The 21495-nt window shown below is 72.1% G+C and carries 18 protein-coding genes; 9 read left to right on the top strand and 9 right to left on the bottom strand.

Features of this window, described 5'->3' with window-relative positions:
• The first annotated feature begins 92 nt into the window (after nucleotides 1-92).
• The 3 genes from thiE (at nucleotide 93) to ABZT74_RS07435 (ending at nucleotide 2931) form a co-directional block, all read left to right on the top strand.
• Nucleotides 93-752 carry a thiamine phosphate synthase gene (gene thiE, locus ABZT74_RS07445; RefSeq protein WP_356433706.1) on the top strand — a complete coding sequence of 220 codons (660 nt, stop codon included), beginning with the start codon at nucleotides 93-95 and terminating at the stop codon, nucleotides 750-752.
• Between the two features lie 207 nt (nucleotides 753-959).
• The gene (gene metF / locus ABZT74_RS07440) at nucleotides 960-1883 is read left to right on the top strand and encodes a methylenetetrahydrofolate reductase [NAD(P)H] (protein ID WP_355870684.1); all 924 of its coding nucleotides are present in this window, start codon (nucleotides 960-962) and stop codon (nucleotides 1881-1883) included.
• A 55-nt stretch (nucleotides 1884-1938) separates the two neighbouring features.
• Entirely contained in the window at nucleotides 1939-2931 is a 993-nt protein-coding gene (locus ABZT74_RS07435) for a hypothetical protein (RefSeq protein WP_356433705.1), read from the top strand.
• A 58-nt stretch (nucleotides 2932-2989) separates the two neighbouring features.
• Here the strand turns inward: ABZT74_RS07435 and ABZT74_RS07430 are convergent, their stop codons facing one another.
• The 5 genes from ABZT74_RS07430 to ABZT74_RS07410 form a co-directional block, all read right to left on the bottom strand.
• Nucleotides 2990-4513: an NAD(P)/FAD-dependent oxidoreductase gene (locus tag ABZT74_RS07430; protein WP_356433704.1), complete on the bottom strand. Its 1524-nt coding sequence runs from the start codon at nucleotides 4511-4513 to the stop codon at nucleotides 2990-2992.
• Nucleotides 4514-4612: 99 nt separating this feature from the next.
• Nucleotides 4613-5251 (bottom strand): DUF4126 domain-containing protein, encoded by a 639-nt coding sequence (locus ABZT74_RS07425; protein WP_356433703.1) that lies wholly within the window; start codon nucleotides 5249-5251, stop codon nucleotides 4613-4615.
• A 357-nt stretch (nucleotides 5252-5608) separates the two neighbouring features.
• Nucleotides 5609-6238, bottom strand: coding sequence for a TetR/AcrR family transcriptional regulator (locus tag ABZT74_RS07420; protein ID WP_356165632.1), 630 nt, complete (start codon nucleotides 6236-6238; stop codon nucleotides 5609-5611).
• Between the two features lie 35 nt (nucleotides 6239-6273).
• A complete protein-coding gene (locus tag ABZT74_RS07415; RefSeq protein WP_356433702.1) occupies nucleotides 6274-8358 on the bottom strand; it encodes a YhgE/Pip domain-containing protein in 2085 nt (694 codons plus the stop codon).
• Nucleotides 8330-9175: an ATP-binding cassette domain-containing protein gene (locus ABZT74_RS07410; protein WP_356433701.1), complete on the bottom strand. Its 846-nt coding sequence runs from the start codon at nucleotides 9173-9175 to the stop codon at nucleotides 8330-8332. The genes ABZT74_RS07415 and ABZT74_RS07410 overlap by 29 nt, the downstream gene beginning before the upstream one ends.
• 174 nt (nucleotides 9176-9349) lie before the next feature.
• Here ABZT74_RS07410 and ABZT74_RS07405 point away from each other — a divergent pair, with 174 nt between their 5' ends.
• The 3 genes from ABZT74_RS07405 to ABZT74_RS07395 all read left to right on the top strand — a co-directional run bounded on the left by ABZT74_RS07405 (nucleotide 9350) and on the right by ABZT74_RS07395 (nucleotide 11609).
• Nucleotides 9350-9931 carry an SAV_6107 family HEPN domain-containing protein gene (locus ABZT74_RS07405; RefSeq protein ID WP_356165623.1) on the top strand — a complete coding sequence of 194 codons (582 nt, stop codon included), beginning with the start codon at nucleotides 9350-9352 and terminating at the stop codon, nucleotides 9929-9931.
• Nucleotides 9932-10165: 234 nt separating this feature from the next.
• A complete protein-coding gene (locus ABZT74_RS07400) occupies nucleotides 10166-10936 on the top strand; it encodes a methyltransferase (RefSeq protein ID WP_356433700.1) in 771 nt (256 codons plus the stop codon).
• A 274-nt stretch (nucleotides 10937-11210) separates the two neighbouring features.
• Nucleotides 11211-11609, top strand: coding sequence for a DUF3040 domain-containing protein (locus ABZT74_RS07395; RefSeq protein WP_355870708.1), 399 nt, complete (start codon nucleotides 11211-11213; stop codon nucleotides 11607-11609).
• Nucleotides 11610-11936: 327 nt separating this feature from the next.
• Here ABZT74_RS07395 and ABZT74_RS07390 read toward each other — a convergent pair whose 3' ends face one another.
• The 4 genes from ABZT74_RS07390 to ABZT74_RS07375 all read right to left on the bottom strand — a co-directional run bounded on the left by ABZT74_RS07390 (nucleotide 11937) and on the right by ABZT74_RS07375 (nucleotide 17538).
• Nucleotides 11937-14327 carry a DUF3488 and transglutaminase-like domain-containing protein gene (locus tag ABZT74_RS07390; protein WP_356433699.1) on the bottom strand — a complete coding sequence of 797 codons (2391 nt, stop codon included), beginning with the start codon at nucleotides 14325-14327 and terminating at the stop codon, nucleotides 11937-11939.
• A complete protein-coding gene (locus tag ABZT74_RS07385; RefSeq protein WP_355870187.1) occupies nucleotides 14324-15688 on the bottom strand; it encodes a DUF58 domain-containing protein in 1365 nt (454 codons plus the stop codon). Before ABZT74_RS07385 ends, ABZT74_RS07390 begins: the two co-directional genes overlap by 4 nt.
• The gene (locus ABZT74_RS07380) at nucleotides 15688-16725 is read right to left on the bottom strand and encodes a MoxR family ATPase (RefSeq protein ID WP_355870184.1); all 1038 of its coding nucleotides are present in this window, start codon (nucleotides 16723-16725) and stop codon (nucleotides 15688-15690) included. Before ABZT74_RS07380 ends, ABZT74_RS07385 begins: the two co-directional genes overlap by 1 nt.
• A gap of 264 nt (nucleotides 16726-16989) precedes the next feature.
• Nucleotides 16990-17538: a carbonic anhydrase gene (locus tag ABZT74_RS07375; RefSeq protein WP_356165617.1), complete on the bottom strand. Its 549-nt coding sequence runs from the start codon at nucleotides 17536-17538 to the stop codon at nucleotides 16990-16992.
• A gap of 425 nt (nucleotides 17539-17963) precedes the next feature.
• Between ABZT74_RS07375 and rsmH the strand changes: the two genes are divergently transcribed.
• The 3 genes from rsmH to ABZT74_RS07360 are packed head-to-tail and all read left to right on the top strand — an operon-like array spanning nucleotide 17964 to nucleotide 21488.
• A complete protein-coding gene (rsmH, locus tag ABZT74_RS07370) occupies nucleotides 17964-18971 on the top strand; it encodes a 16S rRNA (cytosine(1402)-N(4))-methyltransferase RsmH (RefSeq protein WP_356433698.1) in 1008 nt (335 codons plus the stop codon).
• A gap of 22 nt (nucleotides 18972-18993) precedes the next feature.
• A complete protein-coding gene (locus ABZT74_RS07365) occupies nucleotides 18994-19530 on the top strand; it encodes a hypothetical protein (RefSeq protein WP_326843368.1) in 537 nt (178 codons plus the stop codon).
• 5 nt (nucleotides 19531-19535) lie between these two features.
• The gene (locus ABZT74_RS07360; RefSeq protein WP_355870174.1) at nucleotides 19536-21488 is read left to right on the top strand and encodes a penicillin-binding protein 2; all 1953 of its coding nucleotides are present in this window, start codon (nucleotides 19536-19538) and stop codon (nucleotides 21486-21488) included.
• Nucleotides 21489-21495 lie beyond the last annotated feature (7 nt).

The raw sequence follows: 21495 nt of genomic DNA, 5'->3' as shown, positions 1-21495 counted from the left end.
CCTGACACGAGACAGTCCGGCGCGGGGAGCGCGGCGGCCGGGACGAACCCGGCCTCCGAGGCTCCCCGCGCACCGACCGGGGGGACCCACGCATGCCCGCACCTGCCGTAATTTCCGCCCGCGCCCGGCTCGCCGACGCCCGCGTCTACCTCTGCACCGACGCCCGCAGGCGGCAGGGAGACCTCGCCGGGTTCCTGGACGAGGTCCTCGCGAGCGGGGTCGACATCGTGCAGCTGCGCGACAAGGGCATGGAGGCGGCGGAGGAGCTGGAGCACCTCCGGGTCTTCGCTGACGCGTGCGCCCGCCACGGCAAGCTCCTCGCGGTCAACGACCGGGCCGACGTGGCCCACGCCGTCGGCGCCGACGTGCTGCACCTGGGCCAGGGCGACCTGCCGGTTCCCGCGGCCCGCGCCATCCTCGGCGACGAGGTGCTGATCGGCCGCTCGACGCACGCGGGCCCGGAGGCCGAGGCCGCCGCCGCCCAGGACGGCGTCGACTACTTCTGCACCGGCCCCTGCTGGCCCACCCCCACCAAGCCCGGCCGGCACGCACCCGGTCTCGGCCTGGTCCGGCACACCGCCGCCCTCGGCACCGACCGCCCCTGGTTCGCGATCGGCGGCATCGACCTCGGCCGCCTCGACGAGGTGCTCGAAGCGGGTGCTCGACGCGTCGTCGTCGTCCGGGCGATCACCGAGGCGGACGACCCGGGCGCGGCGGCCGCCGAGTTCGCGAAGCGGCTGCGCGAGGCGTAGGGCCGCCGGGCGGCGGGGAGCCCGCGCCTCCGCCGACCGCCCTGTGTACGGCCGGGTGGGAGGGCTCCGAGGGCTCCGTGGCCGAGAACGGACGGGCCCGCAGGCCGAGAGCGGGCCTTTGTCCGAGGGGTGGACAAGAAACCGGCAGATGGGACAAATCTCATCGGTTCGGTTGGGGGAGAGGCACCCTCTGGCTAACCTGCGAGTATGGCCCTCGGATCTGCTTCCACCAGGACTGATCGCGCACGCACCGTGCGCGACATGCTCGCGACGGGCAAACAGACGTGCTCGTTCGAGTTCTCCGCGCCCAAGACCCCGAAGGGCGAGCGGAACCTGTGGAACGCCCTGCGAAGGGTCGAGGCCGTGGCGCCCGACTTCGTCTCGGTGACCTACGGAGCCGGCGGCTCCACCCGGGCCGGCACGGTCAAGGAGACCGAGCAGATCGTGCTCGACACGACGCTCACCCCGGTCGCCCACCTGACCGCCGTCAACCACTCGGTCGCGGAACTGCGCAACATCATCGGGCAGTACGCGGACGCCGGGATCCGCAACATGCTGGCCGTGCGCGGCGACCCGCCGGGCGATCCCATGGGCGACTGGGTGCCGCACCCCAAGGGTCTGACCTACGCTGCCGAACTCGTGAGCCTCATCAAGGAGTCGGGCGACTTCTGCGTCGGTGTGGCGGCCTTCCCCGAGATGCATCCGCGGTCCACGGAATGGGACCTGGACGTCTCCCACTTCGTCGACAAGTGCCGCGCCGGCGCCGACTACGCGATCACCCAGATGTTCTTCCAGCCGGAGTCCTACCTGAGGCTGCGCGACCGGGTGGCGGAGGCCGGCTGCGAGACCCCGGTCATCCCCGAGATCATGCCGGTGACGAGCGTTCGGATGCTGGAGCGGCTTCCGCAGCTTTCGAACGCCTCCTTCCCGGACGTCCTGAAAGAGCGGATCCTCACAGTCAAGGACGATCCGGCGGCTGTACGCTCCATTGGCATCGAGTTCGCGACGGAGTTCTGTGCGAGGCTGTTGGCCGAGGGAGTCCCCGGACTTCACTTCATCACGCTGAACAACTCCACGGCGACGCTGGAAATCTACGAGAATCTGGGCCTGCACCACCCACAGCAGGCCTAGACCGGTCGCACCCGCGTACGACAGACTGCGTGCGGCCACTGGGAGAGGGGCGTACATGGGCTTGACGGTCCTCTATCTTGCATTCGGCATCGTCGCGCTGTGGCTGCTCGGCGAGGTGCTGTTGCAGTACAAGGCGCGTCTGCGGTTCCGGCTGCTCGCCTTCGCCGGATTCCTCGGTGTCGTCCTCGGCGTCCTGATGCACTCCGTCGTGGTCATCGGCCTGGGCGCGGTCGCGTTCACCGTCGGCCAGACGTATGTGACGCTCTCCTTCCGCAAGGGCTTCGCGCAGGGCTGGGCCATCAACGGCCGTTCCGCGGCCGAGAAGCCGGCCAAGCCCAGCAAGCGCCGCCGCGGCGAGCCGGAGCCTGCCGACCCGTCGCCCGAGGTCTCCGACCTCGAATCGACCGGCGGGGCGTCCTACGGCCACGACGACCCGTACCCCGGCGAGGACGACGTCTTCGCGCCCGCCCCGTCCGACCGGTTCATGCCCCCGGGTGACGGCGAGCCCACGGCCGCCGAGTCCACCGCCGTCTACGAGCCGCAGCCCCTCCCCGAGGACACCGGCTCCTACGGCGTGTACGACGCCAACGCCTACGCGGCGGCCACCGACCAGTCCTACACCGGCGCGTCGCAGGACCAGCAGCAGTACGCGGCGACGGCCCAGTCCCAGGACCAGCAGGCCTACGCGTACGACGGCTACACCGGCTACGACCAGCAGCAGTACGGCTACGACAACGGCCAGCAGCAGTACGCCGCGTACTCCGACCCGTACATCGGCACGCAGACCTACTCCGGCGCCTCGTACGACACCACGGGGTACGGCGACCAGCAGCAGTACACGCAGCAGGGCTACGGCCAGGACCAGTACGGCAACGGCACGTACGGCGGCGAGACCCCGGCCGGTGGCGTGTGGGTGCCGCAGCAGCGCAACACCGACGAGTCCTACGGCGGCGAACTCCCGCCCGAGCAGCAGCAGTACCCCTACCAGGGCAACGGCAACGGCAACGGAAACGGCAACACCGGGTACGACGAGCAGTACCGGTACTGACCCGCGCGCGGCGCGCGAAGGTCCGCGCCGGCGCCGGGACGCAGCCCCGCGGCTCCGGTCACTGCGAGCCCTGGAAGCCGGGTCCTTCCACGATCAGTCCCGCCACCAGGGCGCCCGACATGCCAGCGTGCGGCAGACCGCCGCCGGGATGCGCCCAGCCGCCGGCCGTGAACAGCCCCGGCAGCCGTGTGCTGTTCGACGGGTGCAGCAGCCGGCCGTCCGCCGCGGCGAGTGCCGGGGCGGGAACCGCGCCCCCCGCGGCACCGGTCGCCTCCGCCACGTCGGCGGGTGTCCGGACCTCGTGCCACAGCAGCCGGTCCCGCAGACCCGGCAGAGCCCGCTCGGCGGCGTCGAGGACCCGCTCCACGTCCGCCTCGGAGACCGGGGCACCCGCGGGCACCGTGACGGTCAGCGTGACCGCCTCGTGGCCGCTGTCGGGCACCAGCGCCGGGTCGTCGGGCCGCGAGACCACGACGGTCGGTGCCGCGGGCGGGCCCGGGCGCTCACCGAAGATCCCGTCCAGCTCAGCGTCCCGGTCGGTCGTGTGGACCACCGTCCGGTGCGCCGTCCCCGCGGCGCGCTCGCCGCGCAGCGCGAGCAGGACCGTCAGCCGGCTCGCACCTCCGGACCGCGCCGGCACGTCGTCGCCGTCGCGGATCACCGTCCCCCGCAGCAGCCCATCGAGGACCGCGGGGGCCACACCGGCGACCACGAAGTCCGCCTCCTCGAAGGTGCCTCCGCCCGGGCCCGGAACACCGGCGCCGCCCGGGGACAGCTCCACACCGGCGGCCCGGCCGTCCTTCTCCACGATCCGCCCGACCGCCGTCCCGAACCGGAACTCGACCTTGCGGGCCACGCACCGCTCGTACACCGCGCGTGCCAGCTCCCGGACACCGCCGCGCACGTACCAGGTGCCGAAGGCGTGCTCCATGTACGGCAGCACCGCGGCGCTCGCGGGCGTGACACGCGGGTCGAGCCCGTACGCCAGGGCGTGGCTCTCCAGGAGCGCCGCCAGACGGGCGTCGCGCAGCTCCCAGGCGGCGACCTCGGCGAGCGTGCCGGCCCGACGGGTGCGCAGCAGCTTCTTGTGCGGCACCGAGGGGTACGGGTCGCGCTCGGCCAGCACCGGCCAGTTGGGCCACAGGGGCTCCTCCAGGAGCGGTCTGCGCGCGCGGTCCCACGCCTCCCGGGCCCGCACCAGGAAGTCGCCCCAGCGCGCGCCGGCCCCCGCGCCGAGCGCTTCGTCCAGTGCCAGGAGGACTCCCGCGCGCGAGGCGTTCGGCAGGGACACCTGGGTGCCGTCCGCGAAGACGTGCCGCGCCGACGGGTCGACCTGCACCAGGCCGACGCACTCCTCCAGCGGCTGCCTGCCCGTCTTGACGAACAGGTCGCGGTACACCGCGGGCAGCGTCAACAGGCCGGGGCCCGTGTCGAAGGCGAAGCCGTCGCGCTCGACGCGGCCCACCGAACCGCCGTAGGTCTGCGCACGCTCGTACACCACCACCCGGTGGCCCGCGACGGCCAGCCGGGCGGCGGCCGCCATCGCGCCCATCCCGGCGCCGATCACCGCGATCCGTCCCATGCCGGCGACTTTATCGGCCGCCACCGACAGCCCGGTCCAGGAGGTCGGACGAGCGGGCCGGCCCGCGCGGGGCCGATCGGGACCGGACGGTCGCCGAGGTCAGTCCCGGCGTACGGGCCCGGTCCTGTCGGGTGGCTGCCCGACCCGTTCCGCGAGCCGTCTCTCCTCCCGGTGCTGTGCCCTGCGCCGCATGAACCGCCGGATGCGCGAGACGAGGAAGTAGACCACCACGAGGCCGCTGAACAGCAGAACGGCGGCGATGACGGCCGCCGCCTCCGGATGGAACATGGCGAACGTCAGGATGCCCGCGACCCCGAGATCCTCGGCGGTGCTCATCACGAAGTTGCTGAACGGCTCGGGCGAGGTGTTGATCGCCATCCGGGTCCCGGCCTTGACCGTATGGCTCGCCAGCGCCGTGGACCCGCCGAGCACACCCGCCCACAGGTCGGAGACGGAGCCGCTCTGACCGGCGAGCAGCGCCCCGACCCAGGCGCCCGCGGCGGGCCGGACCACGGTGTGCACCGAGTCCCAGACCGAGTCGACGTACGGGATCTTGTCCGCGACCGCCTCGAAGAGGAACAGCACGCCGACGGTGATCAGGATCTCGGGGCGCTGGAGCGTCTCCGGGACCTCGTCGGTCAGCCCGGTCGCGCCGAAGATGCCGAGGAGCAGCACCACCGCGTAAGCGTTGATGCCGCTGGCCCAGCCGCTGGTGAACACCAGGGGGAGTACGGACACGGACGCGATCGTAGCCACTCGGCGGGCGCACGTCCTGGGCATCCGTGCGCAGGGCTGAGTATCCGTACTCAGACGCCGAGATGAGTAGGCGCACGGATAAGGTCCGACCTGCGGGAACGAGAGAGTGGAGGCACGGAGGGGGCGCTGCTCCGGTACCGCCGGCACGGGGCGGCGGAACGGAACACGCGCCCTTGGCCGCTCCCTTCCGCCGGAAGGTTCGGCGGGAGTGGGGCACGGGGGAGCCCGGAGGACGACCGAACGGGGTCTCGTCGGGGAACGCACGGGGGAGCACGACGGAGCGCCGGTTTGCAGGGCCCGCGGGGGACGCGGCACCTGCGGACCGGCGCCTTCGTGTGCTCAGCGCCGGCCGCTGACCCGTCCCTGGAGGAGCCGGGAGAGGGCCGCGTGGACGTCGTCCAGGGAGCGCTCCGGCTGGAACGCCTGCCAGTCCAGGGCCGCCACGAGGACCATCCCGACCAGGGCCGCCGCGGTCAGCGGGATGTCGATCTCGTCGCTCAGCTCGCCCTCGGCGACCGCGTCGCGCAGCACACCCTCGACGACGGCGACCGCCTGCTGCCGCACCACCATGAGCGTGGACTGCCAGGCCCGGTTGGTGCGCCACAGTTCGGCCACGTACAGCTGGGTGAAGGCCGGGTAGCGGTCGATGAAGACGAGACCGGCGCGGATCATCGCGTCCAGCGCGTCGACCTTGCTGCCGCCGTCCCGCGCGGTCGCCTCCGCCGCCTCCCGCAGCGAGGCGGTGAGGAGTCCCACCCCGTGCCGCAGCAGCTCCTCGAAGAGGACCGACTTGCTCGCGAAGTTGTAGTAGACCGTGCCTTTCGCGACCCCGGCGCGCTCCGCGATCTCGTCCACCGTGGTGGCGGAGAAGCCCTGTTCGGCGATGAGCGTGACCGCCGCCTCGTAGAGCTTCTGCCGGGTGGCCTCGCGCCGGCCGCCGCCGCCCGCCGTGGTGCTGCTGCTTTCCATGGTCCCGATTCTCACAGGAGCGCCCGCGCGCCGAGTCACAGGCTCAGCTCCGGGTGCAGCCGGTCGAGGGTCCACACCTGTTTGCGGTGTGCCGACAGGGCGGTCAGGGCGAGAGCGGCCGCGGTGAAGGCGGTCAGGACGGCGCAGGCCAGCCAGACCGGTCCCAGGCCGCCCCCGGTGATGAGCCGGCGCAGCGCCTCCACCACGTAACTCATCGGCAGGAAGGGGTGGATCGCGCTGAAGAATCCCGGACTGGTCTGGACGGGGTACGTGCCGCCCGCGGACGTCAGCTGGAGCATCAGGAGCGCGAGGACGAGAATCCGCCCGGCCGCTCCGAAACGCGCGTTCAGCCATTGCACGATCGCCGCGAAGCACGCGGTGACGAGGAACAGGAACCCGACCGTTCCGGCCGCCCGCACCATCTGGAGGCCGATCGCCCAGTGCAGCACCGCCATCAGGGCGGCGGTCTGCAGGACGCCGACGGCGGCCACCGGGAGCCAGCCCGCCAGCGCGATGCGCCAGGCCGACGCCCCCGCGGCGAGCGCGCGCCGGTTCAGCGGCTGGATCAGCATGTACGCCACCATCGCGCCCACCCACAGGGACAACGGGATGAAGTACGGGGCGAACCCGGTGCCGTAGTTGGGCGCCTTGTGCAGGTCCCTGGAGGCCAGTTGGACCGGGTCGGCCATCACCTGTGTGCGCCGGTCGCGGTCGTGCTTGTCGTAGTCGGGGATCTTCTCGGCGCCGTCGTGCAGACCGCCGGCCAGTTTGTCGGAGCCGCCGACAAGTTTGTACAGGCCGCCGTCGAGCGTGGTCGCGCCCGTCTTCAGACGGCCCAGCCCGTTGTCGAGGTCGACGGCGCCGGTCCTGGCGGTGCCGAGCCCGGAGTGCAGCCGCTTCGCCCCCTTGGCGACCTTCGAGGCACCGTCGTTCAGCTTGTTGATCTTGGAGACGGCGTCGTCGAGGTCCTCGGAGAGGTGCGGTGAGCGGTCGGCGAGGGCCTGAGCCTGCTTCCCCAGTGTCTTCAGGTTCTTGTCCATCGCGGCGAGGTCGCCGTCCTGGTCGTCGATCAGTGTGTCGAGGTCGTCGGCGACCCTCACGACGTCGGAGGCCGCCTCCTTGGCCTTCTTCAGCTCGGGACACGCCGGGTCGGGGATCGGCAGGGTCGTGCATCGCGCGCGGTAGACGTCGTTCAGCGTGTCGGACGCCGCGTGTGCGCCCTTGGCCGCGAGCGGGGCCGTCGTCACCAGGGTGTCCAGGTTGTGGCGGATCCCCGCGGTCGAGTCGGCGACGAGCTGAGCGGTGTCCCCGATCGACTTCTCGTTGTCCTTCAGGAACGGGCCCACCGTGTCGGCGACCCCGTTGACCTTGTCCGCCAACTGCTGGGTGCCGTCCGCGACCTGACGCGAACCGTCCTCCAGGTCCCCCGCGCCCGTGGTGAGCTTCTTCAGGCCGCCGGACAGCTTCCCGCTGCCCTTCTTGGCCTCCTTCAGGCCGTCGGCCAGGTCCTTGGAGCCCTTCTTCGCCTTGCCGAGGCCGCCGTTGAGCTGGTCGGCCCCCTCGGCCGCCTGCACGGTCTTCCCGTGGATGTCCGAGAACGAGATGAAGATCCTGTCCAGGAACGAGCGCGAGGTCTTCGTGGACGCCGCCGTGCGGACCTCGCTGAACACCGTCCGGGAGATCTGTCCGACGATGTAGTTGTTCGCGTCGTTGGTCCGCACCTGGAGGGCGCTGGTCTCGGGCGAGCCCCCGGAGCTGGACGCGATCCGCTCGCTGAAGTCGTCCGGCATGGTGAGCGACAGGTAGTACGTGCCGTCCTCGATGCCCCGCTGCGCCTCGGCGGAACTCACCTGGTGCCACTCGAAGGTGTCGCTGTCGTGCAGCCCCTCGGTGATGTCGTCGCCGACCTCGATCTTCCTCCCGGCGGCGGTCGCTCCCTTGTCGTCGTTCACCAGCGCCACGGGTATGCGGTCGAGCCGGCCGTACGGGTCCCAGAACGACCACAGGTAGAGGGCGCCGTACAGCAGGGGCAGCAGCAGAAGAGCGGCCAGCGCGGCCCGGGGGAGCTTGCCCCGGCCGAAGCGGCGGAGCTCAAGAGCGGCCAGTTTCGGCGAGCGCATCGGCCGACTCCTTGTCGTTGTCGTCGGCGTTGTCTTCGCTGTCGCTGTCGCTGTCGCTGTCGCTGTCGCTGTCGCTGTCGCTGGTGGTTGCGGTTGCGGTGAGGGCGTCGGCGTCCGTCGACGCCGTGGTGGTGGACACGGCGAGGACGCCCTCGGGGGCCTCGCTGCACACGGCGAGCACCGTGGTGCCGGACGCGGCGAGCGAGGACAACAGGGCCCACGCGTCGGCCCGTTCGGCGTCCGAGAGCTTCAGGTCGATGTCGTCGACGCCGAGGAGCGGAGGGCGGCCGATCAGGGCCAGGGCGATCTCCAGCCGCAGCACTTCGAGGCGCTCCAGATCCCGTACGGCGGTCCTGGCTCCCTTGGGGAGCGCCTCCGGGTCGAGCCCCGCGGCGGCCAGGGCGGCCTCGGCCCGCAGCTCGGCCTCACGCGCCCGCTCGCCGCGCGGCCTCAGCAGAGAGCGCAGCGAACCGCCGAACCGCCGCTGCAGCAGTGCCCGTTCGCGCAGGTGTTCCCCGACGGTCAGTGCCGGGTCGAGGTCCGTGACCCCGGGCACGTGCGCGACCGCACTCGTCCGGCGCACCGCGCCCAACTGCTTCGGCAGCCGCGACGAGCCGACGGCCGCCGTCCCCTCGGTGGCCTTCATCCGTCCCGTGAGCGCGAGCAACAGACAGGTACGGCCCGACCCGGACGGTCCCTCGATCGCGACGAGCGATCCCGGCTCCGCGTCGAACCGGACCCCGCGGAACGCCCAGCCGCGGGGTCCCCTCAGCCCGAACTCCTCGGCCGTGACGCCCAGTCCCTGCGGACCGTCCACAGCTTCCCCATCCCCTGGAACATCGAACTACTTTTGAACTGACTGGTCAGTGCAAAAACTACTCCGAACCTTCGATCGAAGCAAAGTCCCAGGTCAGAACGGATTGTCAGTGCCATACCGCACGATGGGACACATACGGCCACAGTGCCGTCACACGACGACAGGAGGTTCGTCATGGCCAGCTCGTCCGCAGCCGCCGCCCGTCGGCGCCGCGCCACCGGCCCTGCCCCCTCACTGACCGGCCCCGCCGGCGACGTGCACCCCGTGCTCCGCCGGGCCACCGCGCCACCCGCCGCTCTCGACCTGCTCGCCCAGGCCCGCGCCGGCCTCGACGAGGCGACAGCGCTGGAGACGTCGAACGAGCGCTATGCGACTGCCCACTTGGCGGCACTTCGAACAGCCGCCGCCGTACTTGCCGCCCGCGGCCGCCCGGAGCCCACGTCCCGCCGCAGGGCCCGCATCCGCAGCGCCTGGGAGGTCCTGCCGGAGATCGCACCCGAACTGACCGAGTGGAGCGCGCTGTTCGCCTCGGGGGCGACCCGCCGCGCCCGCGCCGAGGCGGGCATACAGGGAGCGGCCACGACCCGCGACGCCGACGATCTGATACGCGACGTCGCCATGTTCCTGCGCCTCGTCGAGCGCCTGCTCGTCCTGCAACCCGTGCTGCCCCAGCCCCGGCAGGACCAGGAGGGAGAGCCGGGGGAGGGGAGGGAGTGGGGGAACCGGAGGGGCCGCGGGGATCAGGTCGGCACCTGATCCGCGTCCGATCCGCCTGCCGTTTGCGTCCGATCCCCACCCGATCCGCCTCCGGTGCGCGTCCGCCGGGCACGGGACCGGCACCCCGTCGTCACGCCGTCCGGCGCGCGTGAGACGGGGGATCGGCCACGGCGGCCGAGGCAATAGGGTGGAGGCGCCTGCTGCCTCCCGCCGGGAGGCCCGAAGATCGCTCCGCCGTTCACGAGGCGGTGCCGCGCCGAGGAGTCAACTGCCGTGTCGGACCCGATGCGCCCCCGCGCTTCTCTCCGTACCGCCGTGGTCTGGGAGGTCCTCAAGGACGCTCTCGACCGCCGGGTCAAGGCCGCCGGGCGGGAGTCGCTCGACGTCCTGGACACCGGAGGCGGCAGCGGCAACTTCGCCGTACCCGTCGCCCGCCTCGGCCACCGGGTCACCGTCGTCGACCCGAGCCCGAACGCGCTCTTCGCGCTGGAGCGCCGCGCCGCCGAGGCCGGCGTGGACGAGCGCGTGCAGGGCGTCCAGGGCGACGCGCACGGACTCTTCGACGTGGTCGAGCGCGGTGGCTACGACGCGGTGCTGTGCCACGGCGTCCTGGAGTACGTGGACAGTCCGGCCGAAGGTGTCCGCAACGTGGTGGACGCCCTGCGGCCCGAGGGTGTCCTCAGCCTCCTCGCCGCCGGGCTGGGCGGCGCCGTGCTCTCCCGGGCCCTCGCCGGCCATTTCAAGGAGGCGCGACACGCCCTCGATGACCCGGACGGACGCTGGGGTGAGGGTGATCCTGTTCCGCACCGTTTCACCGCCGACCAGCTCACCGGTCTGGTCACCGGCGCGGGCCTGCACGTGGCCGCCGTGCACGGGGTCCGGGTCTTCGCGGACCTGGTGCCGGGAGTCCTGGTGGACACCGAGCCGGGCGCGCTGGAGGCGCTCCTGAAGCTGGAGGCCGCGGCGGCCGAACTCGCCGCCTTCCACTCCGTGGCCACACAGCTCCATGTGCTCGGTGAGGCCCGCGGAGCCGCCGAGGGCTGAGTGGCTCCCGCGGTGCGCCGCTGATCAGGGGCTCGGCGTCAGATGGAGTACGCCACAGACCACCCGATCGTGTGCTCGGCGCCGTATGATCGAGGGAGACCGTCCGGCATGACGGACCGTTCGCTGGGGAATGCACGCCTCAGTGGATCGGGGTGCCATGGCGGGTTCCGGTCGGCGGATTGGCGTAGAGGGGCGGGTTTCACGGGGGCGATTCCCTGCCTATCCTGAAGGGGACCCCCGGTCGCCCCGGCGACTGCACGATGAGGAGGACTCCGTGCCGCTCTCGGAGCACGAGCAGCGAATGCTCGAGCAGATGGAGCGAGCGCTGTACGCCGAAGATCCCAAGTTCGCGACAGCGCTTGAGGGAAGCGGGCTGCGTACGTACACCCGGCGACGGGTCTACCAGGCGGTCGCGGGCTTCCTGGTGGGTATCGCGCTCCTCATGGCTGGAATGGTCGCAGTTCAGATCTGGCTGAGCGTGGTGGGCTTCCTCGTCATGCTGGGCTGCGCGGTGCTCGCCGTCACCGGCTGGCGCAAAGCTCCCAAGCCTGGTGAACAGCCGACCGCTGCGGGTTCTCCCGCCGCTCGCCGTCAGGGCCGGCAACGCCGGTCGGTGATGGACCGGATCGAACAGCGCTGGCAGCGTCGTCGCGACGAACAGGGCGGTCAGTAGACCTCCGGTGTCGTAGCCGAAGACCTTGTGCCTGAGGGGGCGTCCACCCGACGGGGTGGACGCCCCCTCAGGCATGCGCTCAGATCGTTCCCCTGGCCACGGCCGAAGCCGAAGCCGCGGAGGAGCGGTGGGGAGAGCACCGGAGCCGGGTGCCGTTCTGCCGTTCCGGCACGGTTCCGCAGCAGCCGGACGTCGAGGCATCAGAGCCGGCGCCGGCCGACCCAGGGGCGCCCGTGAGCGACCGCCCCACCCCCGCCCAGCCCCGCCTCGGCCCGGGCCGAGGCGGGGAGGCCGGACAGGCATCCACCCGCCCGGCCGGTGCCGGGGTCAGGGGTTCTGGCCGGATGGGCGGCGCAGGAGAGCGTCCAGGCGGGCCGACAGGCGCGTTCTGAAGCTGGTCCAGGCTGATGCCGTGGACCATGCCACCCGGATGGCCGAACGCGGGGCGAGAAGAGCGCGCAGTCGGGCGGGACGGCTCGCGGAGGCTCTCAAGGCCCCCTCGATCCGGCGCGCGTCGTCCGCGAGACCCGCCACCGGGCGGGGACGCGGAGCGTAGAGCACCTGCTCCACCGCCGCGGCCAGCCGGTACACCGAGGCCGAGGCCTCCGGTCCGAACTCGCCCAGCCGGACGATCCGCTCGGCGGACCTTCTCGGGGTCTGCGACTCCTCCGGCGTGATCCCGTAGTCCCACGCCGCGTCCGTCACCTCCAGCCAGGCAGCCAGCGTGTACGCCGCGACATCCGTCTCGGTGCGGCCGTGGCCGCCCAGCCGGACGGCACGGACCCTCACCCGCCAGAGCATCGGCAGCAGCGGCACACCCAGGACCAGAAGACCGGCCAGGGCGAGTCCGAGGATCTTGAACCAGGGCCAGTCGTCGTCGGACGGGCCGACCGCCGCGGCGGAGGACTCGCTGGGGCAGGCCTGCAGCTTGCGCAGCTGCGTCGAGCAGCTCTCGCCGGCCGACGGGGCCGTGGAGGGCGCCGAGGACGCCGAGTCGGACGGCTTCGGTACCACCGGCAGGTCGTTGCCCGGGGTGTCCGACTGCGTGTACGCCGGTACCGTCCCCCGGCTGGGGGTCGGCTCGAAGCGGGTCCAGCCCACGCCCTCGAAGTACAGCTCGGGCCAGGCGTGCGCGTCCCGCAGTCCCACCGACATCGATCCGTCGGCCTGCGGGGTGCCCGGGGTGAAGCCGACCGCGACGCGGGCCGGGATCCCCAGCGTCCGCGCCATCGCCGCCATCGCGAAGGAGAAGTGGACGCAGAAGCCCTCCTTCTCCTTCAGGAACCGCGCGATCGCCGCGGAGCCGCTGCCGGCCTGCACCTGGGTGTCGTACCGGAAGTTGCCGCTGACGGCGAAGTAGTCCTGGAGCTTGACCGCTTCCTCGTAGTGGTTGGCCGAGCCCCGGGTGACCTTGCGGGCCGTGTTGGCGACGACCGCGGGCAACGACTCCGGCACCTTCGTGAACTCGCGCTGCAGGGAGGTCGGCGGGTCCGGAGCGTCCGCCAGCTGCCGCGCCGTCGGCTGCACCATCAGGCTGGTCACCTGGTACTGCACACCGCGGGTGTTCTGGCCGTGGTCACCGACGAGGGTGCGCCCCACCGGCTCGTACCGCCAGGAGCCGTTGATGTCGACCTTGCTGGCCGGGTACGGCATCGGCAGCCAGTCCTGCCCGTACCACTCGGCCGCCGAGATGCGGGTCTGGATCGAGGAGCGCCGGACGTCCCCGCCGAGACCGACCGGTGCCGGGAACGTCTTCGGCACCTCCTGGATGTGCCGCTGGGCCGGTTTCCAGGCCGTGCCGTCGAAGTCGTCCAGCGAGACGATCCGCAGATACAGGTCCTGGGTCTCGTTCGTGTTGGTGCGGTAGGTCATGACCGTGCGGTCCTCGTCCACGTTCAGACTGTCGCGGAGCGAGACCAGCGGGTTCACGGCGGAGATGGTGCCGCCGCCTCCGGTGCCGTTGCCGATGCCCTGTCCCGTGCCGTCCAGCAGACCGCCCTCCAGGGAGGGCAGGGCGAGCGGCACGACGAGGGCGATACCCAGCGCGACCGCGCCGATCCGCCGTCCGGTCCTGACGGGGGCGACGGCGCCGGTGGCGAGGTCCGGGCCGGGCGCGCGGGCGGCCCCGCCGAAGACGCGGCCCCACTGGGAGAGCCGGTCGCGGCCCTCGGCCAGCAGAAGCATCAGGTAGCCGGCCGCGGCGAGCAGGAACCACAGCCAGGCGGCGCCGCCACCGGCGAGGCCGGCGGCGACCGAGTACAGGGCGAGGAGCGGCAGTCCGGCGGGCGCGGCGCTGCGATAGGTCACGGCGAGCGCGTCCACCGCGAGCCCGATCACCAGGACACCGCCGACCAGCATCAGCCGGATGCCGTCGGACAGCGGGGCCGGGATCGAGTACCTGCCGACGTCGTCGGTGCCCGCCTGGAGCAGGGCCCCCAAGTGCTGGAGGGCCTCCGGGCCGGGCACGACCAGGGCGACGGCCTGCTGACGGGCGAAGACCAGGGTCAGCAGCATCAGCGTCACCAGCGCCTGCGCGGCCACGGTCAGCGGCCGGGCCAGCGGGACCCGCCGGGTCAGCGCGCCCACACCGCTCTGCACGGCCAGCAGGAACGCGGCCTGGAAGAGCCAGGTCGCGGGATCCACCAGCGGCAGCAGCGCGCAGGACGTCATGAGTGTGGCCGCGCTCGCGCACAGTGCCAGTCGGGCCCGCCCGCTCATATGCCACCACCCCCCGTGGTAGTCCCCGTCGACGCCATGTGCGTGCGCAGGCGGTCCGCCTCGCGCCACAGCTCGGCGAGGGTCGCCCCCCGCGGCACCGTGACGGCGGTCCAGCCCGCCTCGCGCAGCATGCGCAGCCTGTCCTCGCTCCTGTCCAACGGGCCGGACACGTCGGACGGTTCCCGCACCCAGGACTCGCTGTCCAGCAGGAACGCGACGGCCCCGCCGCTGCGTTGGCGCATCTTGCCCAGCACCGAGGCCTGTTCCTCGTCGAGATCCCCGAGGAAGGCGATCAGCAGTCCCTCGTTCCCGCCGCGCAGCACGTCGTACGCGGGGGACAGGCCCGCACCGTCCGAGTGGTCGATCACGGCGAGCGTGTCCATCATCATCCCGGCGGCGTCCGCGGACTCCTGGCTGGCGCCCGTGAACCCCTCGGCCCCCTCGCCGGGGACCGAGCTGCCGGTGTCCGTCAACAGCCGCACGGAGAAGCCCCGTTCGAGCATGTGCACCAGCGTCGACGCCGCGCCCGAGACGGCCCATTCGAAGGCCGAGTCGGGACCCGCGCCCCGGAAGGCGATGCCCCGGGTGTCGAGCAGCACGGTGCAGCGGGAGCGTTGGGGCTGCTCCTCGCGGCGGACCATCAGCTCGCCGTAGCGCGCGGTGAGCCGCCAGTGCACGCGGCGCAGGTCGTCGCCGTAGCGATAGCCGCGCGGGATGATGTCGTCCTCGCCGGCGAGGGCCAGCGACCTCTGACGTCCGTCGCCGTACCCCTTGGCCTCGCCGGTCAGCCGCACCGGCGGCAGCGCCTCCACGCGCGGGATGACCGTCAGGGTGTCGTACGTCGAGAAGGAACGGGTCAGCTCGCACATTCCGAACGGGTCGGTCAGCCGCAACTGCAGGGGACCCAGCGGGTACCGGCCGCGCAGGTCCGAGCGCACCCGGTAGGACACCTCGCGACGGCCGCCCGCCTCCACCCGGTCCAGTACGAACCGGGGGCGGGGGCCGAGCACGTAGGGCACGCGGTCCTGGAGCATCAGCAGGCCCGTGGAGAGCCGCGAGACGTTCTCCATGCGCAGATGGACGCGGGCCTCCGAGCCGGCGGGTACGCGCCCGGGGGAGAGCCTGCGGCTGCCCGCGACCCGGTAGCGGGTGCGGTACAGCACGGTCGCGCAGACCAGCGGCAGCACCGCGAGGAGCAGGCCGACCCGGAGCAGGTCGCTCTGTCCGAGGACGTAGGCACAGATCGCGGCGGCCACTCCGGCGGCCAGGAAGGACCGCCCGCGTGTGGTGAGTCCGGCGAGCGCGGTGCGCAGACCGCCCTTGTCCTCCTCGGCGGTGTGCTCCGTGCCCCCGTGGCTCATCACAGCCTCCGGGGCGGCTGCTGGCCGAACGCGGGCGCGCCCCGGCCCATCGTGAGACCGGACTGGTGCTGGGGCGCGGCGGGCACCGCGGTGTGCTGGAGGATCTCCTGGACGACCTGCTCGGCCGTGCGGCGGTTCAGCTGTGCCTGGGCCGTGGGCAGCAGGCGGTGCGCCAGGACCGCGACGGCGAGGGCCTGAACGTCGTCCGGCAGGGCGAACTCACGGCCGCTGAGCGCGGCGGAGGCCTTCGCCGCGCGCAGCAGGTGCAGCGTCGCACGCGGCGAGGCGCCGAGTCTGAGGTCCGGATGGGTGCGGGTGGCGGAGACCAGGTCCACCGCGTACCGGCGGACGGGGTCGGCGACGTGGACCGTGCGGACCGCGTCGATCAGCTTCACGATGTCGTGCGCGTGGGCGACCGGCTGGAGGTCGTCCAGCGGGTTCACCCCGCCGTGCACGTCCAGCATCTGCAGTTCGGCCTCGGCGCTCGGGTAGCCGATGGAGACGCGGGCCATGAAGCGGTCGCGCTGGGCCTCCGGGAGCGGGTAGGTGCCCTCCATCTCGACCGGGTTCTGGGTGGCGACCACCATGAACGGGCTGGGCAGTTCGTAGGTCTGCCCGTCGATGGTGACCTGCCGCTCCTCCATCGACTCCAGGAGCGCGGACTGGGTCTTCGGCGAGGCGCGGTTGATCTCGTCGCCGATCACGATCTGCGCGAAGATCGCACCCGGTTTGAACTCGAAGTCACGCCGCTGCTGGTCCCAGATGGACACACCGGTGATGTCCGAGGGAAGCAGGTCGGGTGTGAACTGAATGCGCCGCACCGAGCAGTCGATGGACCGCGCCAGCGCCTTGGCCAGCATGGTCTTGCCGACGCCGGGGACATCCTCGATCAGAAGATGTCCCTCGGCGAGCAGCACGGTCAGCGAAAGCCGTACGACCTCAGGCTTGCCTTCGATCACTCCTTCCACCGAACTGCGGACACGCTCCGCAGTGGCGGTCAGATCAGTGAGGCTCGCTCGATCGTCATAGGTCGTCACCCGGCCCTCCTCGGCCCTTTCACGGGCCGACGCCCTGTGCGGACCGGCCCACCCCGAAACACGGACACCACGCGCGAACAGTTCCGCGTGACGCCACACCCGCATTCTTGTTGCCGTTACCGGTTCGTGTCACTCGCCTGTGGACAACTGGCCGCGATATGTCAGCTCTTACGGTCCTTTGGGCACCGCAGGGCCGGGGTTTTTCGTGAAGAGAGGGTCCCACGCGGTGACCACCGTGGCGACCTGGGGCTTCGCGGGCCGGGGTCAGGCGGGGTCGATCTCGCGGAGCAGGCCCGTGGTGACGTCGAAGACGAAGCCGCGCACGTCGTCGGTGTGCACCAGGAACGGGGAGGTGCGCACGCGCTGCATGGACTGGCGTACGTCCTGTTCGACGTCCCGGAAGGCCTCGACCGCCCACGCCGGGCGCTGGCCGACCTCCATCTCCAGGTCGTGCCGGAACTCCTCGGTGAGGGACTCCAGGCCGCACCCGGTGTGGTGGATGAGGACGACGCTGCGGGTGCCGAGCGCCCGCTGGCTGATGGTGAGGGAGCGGATCACGTCGTCGGTGACCACGCCGCCCGCGTTACGGATGGTGTGGCAGTCACCGAGTTCCAGGCCGAGCGCGGCGTGCAGGTCGAGGCGGGCGTCCATGCACGCGACCACGGCGACGTGCAGCACGGGGCGGGCGTCCATCCCCGGGTCGGTGAACGCGGCGGCGTACTGCCCGTTCGCGTCGACGAGACGGTCCGTGACGGTGCGGTCCGCGGCTATGGCGCCTTCGGGTTCGGTGGGGACGGATGCAGAAGTCGTCATACCCACGACGTTACTGGTCACGTAGGGAGTAGTCCTGCTGTGAGAGGGGACAAAGAACGCCATCGCGGCTTGTTGTGAGCTAATCCACACGGGCGGTGACCACCCGCCCGTACGGGTGATTCATGCCGATATGCGGCTTCGTTCCGAGCGGCGCCCGCGACGCGCAGGCCGGTTGATTGACCGCGCGACACCGTGGACTAAAGTGACGCGAAGCGGGAGGCGAGGCCCTCCCCGCTGGACTGTTTTCCCTGGAAACCCGGCGACTTTCCGGCGTTTCCCCACGTGCGCGGCGCGTACGTACGGCTCGGCCTCCTCCCGCTCCCGGTCGGCTGACGCCTCTCATCCGGCGCCAGCAGGCCTCCCCTTCCCGAGCGGGTGGGGACCCGGCGGTGCGTACGGCCGCGCCGGACCTGAGAGGGCCCGGAATGCAAGGGCGCGAAGCGCTTCCGACCGAGGACGGCAGCGAGCGACCGGAGGGACGGAACCGGCACGTCCCGGTCATGCTCCGACGGTGTCTGGACATGCTCGCCCCGGCCCTCACCGAGCCCGGAGCCGTGGTCGTCGACTGCACGCTCGGGCTCGGCGGTCACAGCGAGGCACTGCTCACCCGGTTCCCCGACGCACGGCTCGTCGCCCTGGACCGCGACAAGGAGGCGCTGCGACTCTCCGGAGAGCGCCTGGCGCCCTTCGGCGACCGGGCCTCCCTGGTGCACGCCGTCTACGACGAACTCCCCGACGTACTGCACCGCCTGGACATCCCGCGCGTCCAGGGCATCCTGTTCGACCTCGGCGTCTCCTCCATGCAACTCGACGAGGCGGACCGCGGGTTCGCGTACGCGCAGGACGCGCCGCTCGACATGCGCATGGACCAGACGACCGGCATGAGCGCGGCCGAGGTCCTCAACACCTACCCGCCCGGTGAACTCGTGCGCATCCTGCGCGCGTACGGCGAGGAGAAGCAGGCCAAGCGGATCGTCTCCGCGGTCGTGCGCGAGCGCGAGAAGGAGCCGTTCACCAACAGCGCCCGTCTCGTCGAGCTGATCCGCGACGCGCTGCCCCAGGCGGCCAAGCGCACCGGCGGCAACCCCGCGAAGCGGACCTTCCAGGCGCTGCGCATCGAGGTCAACGGCGAACTGAGCGTTCTGGAGCGGGCCGTTCCCGCGGCGGTGAAGACGCTGGCCGTCGGCGGCCGCATCGCCGTGCTGTCGTACCACTCGCTGGAGGACCGGCTCGTCAAGCAGGTGTTCGCGGCCGGCGCCGCCAACACCGCGCCGCCCGGACTGCCCGTCGTCCCCGAGCGGTACCAGCCCCGGCTCAAGCTCCTCACCCGCGGTGCCGAACTTCCCACCGAGGAAGAGGTCGCCGAGAACCGGCGAGCGGCACCCGCCCGGCTGCGGGGAGCGCAACGCATCCGTGAGGACGCCGCCGAGTGAGGCGCGGGGAGAAGGAGGGCGAGTGAGCGGAAAACCCGAACTCAAGGGGAGGGCCGCCCGGCTCGCGCGGCTTCTGCCGGCCGGCGCCGGACAGGCGGCCCGCACCCCCTTCGTCCTGCTGGTCGTCCTCCTGCTCGGCGGCGGCCTCATCGGACTCCTGGTCCTGAACTCGGCGCTCAGCGAGGGCGCGTTCCGCCTCGACGACCTGCAGAAGGACACCAAGAGCCTGACCGACGAGGAGCAGGCGCTGCAGCGCGACGTGGACGCCTACTCCGCTCCCGACGCCCTCCAGCGCCGCGCCCGTGAACTCGGCATGGTCCCCGGCGGCGACCCGGCCTTCCTCAACCCGGACGGCACGATCCTGGGCGTCCCCGGGTCCGCCGCCCGGCAGTCCGCGGCGCGGACCCCGGTGACCCCGCCGCCCGAGGTGCTCGCCCCGGTCACGGCCGCACCGGCGAGCCCCGCCGCGACGCCCGCCCCCGGGCAGTCCTCCCCGGGCCCGCTCACCACCCGGGCCCCCGCCCCGTCCACACAGCCCTCCACGATCCCCGGCAGGTGACGGAAGTGTCCGACAGGGAACCGCCCCGCCGCCGAGTGCCCGGACCCGCCCGGCCCGTACGACCCGGAGGCCAACGCCGACCGGGCCCCGGCGGCCGGCCCGTGCGCCGGCCGGCCTCGCGCCGCCCCGAGGGCCCGCGCGTCATCCGGCTCGGCAGCCCGCGCCCCCGGCTGCGCATGGTGAGCCTCGCGCTGACGCTCGTGATGATCGCGTTCGTCGTGCGGCTCCTCCAGGTCCAGGCCGTGGACGCGAGCACCTACGCGGCGAAGGCCGAGCAGAACCGGTACGTCGGGCGCACACTGGCCGCCGTCCGCGGTGGGATCACCGACCGCGACGGCATCGAACTGGCCACCAGCGTCGACGCGTACGACATCACCGCGGACCCGACGATGTTCACGCGGCAGGCGACCAAGGTGACGGACGCGCCCGAGCAGGCCGCGGCGCTGCTCGGCCCGATCATCGGCCAGGACACCGACACCGTCGCCAAGAAGCTGCGCGCGAAGAACACCCGCTACACGCTCCTCGCACACCGGCGCACCCCGCAGGTCTGGCAGCAGATCAAGGACCTGAAGAGCACGCTCGCGACCAAGGCGGAGACCGACAAGGCCACCGTCAACGTCCTCGCCGGCGTTCTCGCCGTGCCGGCCAGCAAGCGCGTGTACCCGAACGGCGAGCTCGCCGCCGGGATACTGGGCTGGGTCAACGCCGACGGCAAGGGCGGCGGCGGCGTCGAGCAGCAGCTCGACAAGGAGCTGTCCGGCAAGGACGGCAAGATCCGCTACGCCCAGTCCGGCGGCCGCCAGGTGCCGACCGTGGGCTCCACCGAGACGCCCGCCGTGGCCGGCTCGGACGTCGAGCTGACCATCGACCGGGACATCCAGTGGGCGGCGCAGGACGCCATCACCGAGCAGGTGAAGGAGTCCCGGGCGGACCGCGGCTACGTGATAGTGCAGGACACCCGGACCGGCCAGGTCCTCGCCATGGCCAACTCGCCCGGCTTCGACCCCAACGACCTCACCCAGGCCAACGCGGCGGCGATGGGCAACGCGGCCCTCCAGGACGCCTACGAACCCGGCTCCACCGCCAAGCTGATGTCGATGGCCGCCGTCCTGGAGGAGAACGCGGCGACGCCCACCACCCATGTCGTGGTGCCCAACCGCCTGCACCGCGGCGACCGGCTCTTCCAGGACGACATCGACCACGCCACCTGGCACCTGACGCTCAACGGCGTCCTCGCCAAGTCCAGCAACATCGGCACCATCCTGGCGACCGGGCAGCTCGGCAAGACCCAGAAGCAGGCCAACCGGGTCCTCTACTCGTACCTGCGCAAATTCGGCATCGGCAGCCACACCGGACTCGGCTTCCCCGGCGAGACGGCGGGCATCCTCGCGCCCCCGGACACCTGGTCGACCTCGCAGCAGTACACGATTCCCTTCGGCCAGGGCGTCTCGATCAACGCGATGCAGGCCGCGTCGGTCTACTCGACGATCGCCAACGGCGGCGTCCGGATCGAACCGACGCTGGTGCGCGGCGCGAAGGGTCCCGACGGGCGCTTCACCCCCGCCGCCGAGCCCAAGAAGACCCGGGTCGTCAGCGAGAAGACGGCGAAGACCCTCGCGCAGATGCTGGAGTCCGTGGTGGACGACGAGCAGGGCACGGGCATCAAGGCGCGCATCCCCGGGTACCGGGTCGCGGGCAAGACGGGTACGGCCAACCGCGTGGATCCCGCCACCGGCAAGTACCACGGCTACACCTCGTCGTTCGCCGGGTTCGCGCCCGCGGACAAGCCCCGCATCACCGTGTACTGCGCGATCCAGAACGCCACCAAGGGCAGCTACTTCGGCGGCCAGATCTGCGGCCCCGTCTACAAGCAGGTCATGGAGTTCGCCCTGAAGACCCTCCAGGTCCCGCCCACCGGCGCCCAGGCCGCCCGACTCCCCGTCACCTACACACCGTGACCGCCCC

The sequence above is a fragment of the Streptomyces sp. NPDC005302 genome, assembly GCF_040607345.1.
GTDB lineage: Bacteria > Actinomycetota > Actinomycetes > Streptomycetales > Streptomycetaceae > Streptomyces.
The sequence above is the reverse complement of the archived record's forward strand: the minus strand, read 5'-3'. Positions and strand labels throughout refer to the sequence as shown.

Coding starts and splice junctions, on each gene's coding strand:
- ABZT74_RS07420 (WP_356165632.1), bottom strand. CDS start 6,238: ATGGAAAGCAGCAGCACCACGGCGGGCGGCGGCGGCCGGCGCGAGGCC.
- ABZT74_RS07435 (WP_356433705.1), top strand. CDS start 1,939: ATGGGCTTGACGGTCCTCTATCTTGCATTCGGCATCGTCGCGCTGTGG.
- ABZT74_RS07415 (WP_356433702.1), bottom strand. CDS start 8,358: ATGCGCTCGCCGAAACTGGCCGCTCTTGAGCTCCGCCGCTTCGGCCGG.
- thiE (WP_356433706.1), top strand. CDS start 93: ATGCCCGCACCTGCCGTAATTTCCGCCCGCGCCCGGCTCGCCGACGCC.
- ABZT74_RS07390 (WP_356433699.1), bottom strand. CDS start 14,327: ATGAGCGGGCGGGCCCGACTGGCACTGTGCGCGAGCGCGGCCACACTC.
- ABZT74_RS07430 (WP_356433704.1), bottom strand. CDS start 4,513: ATGGGACGGATCGCGGTGATCGGCGCCGGGATGGGCGCGATGGCGGCC.
- ABZT74_RS07405 (WP_356165623.1), top strand. CDS start 9,350: ATGGCCAGCTCGTCCGCAGCCGCCGCCCGTCGGCGCCGCGCCACCGGC.
- ABZT74_RS07375 (WP_356165617.1), bottom strand. CDS start 17,538: ATGACGACTTCTGCATCCGTCCCCACCGAACCCGAAGGCGCCATAGCC.
- metF (WP_355870684.1), top strand. CDS start 960: ATGGCCCTCGGATCTGCTTCCACCAGGACTGATCGCGCACGCACCGTG.
- ABZT74_RS07385 (WP_355870187.1), bottom strand. CDS start 15,688: ATGAGCCACGGGGGCACGGAGCACACCGCCGAGGAGGACAAGGGCGGT.
- rsmH (WP_356433698.1), top strand. CDS start 17,964: ATGCAAGGGCGCGAAGCGCTTCCGACCGAGGACGGCAGCGAGCGACCG.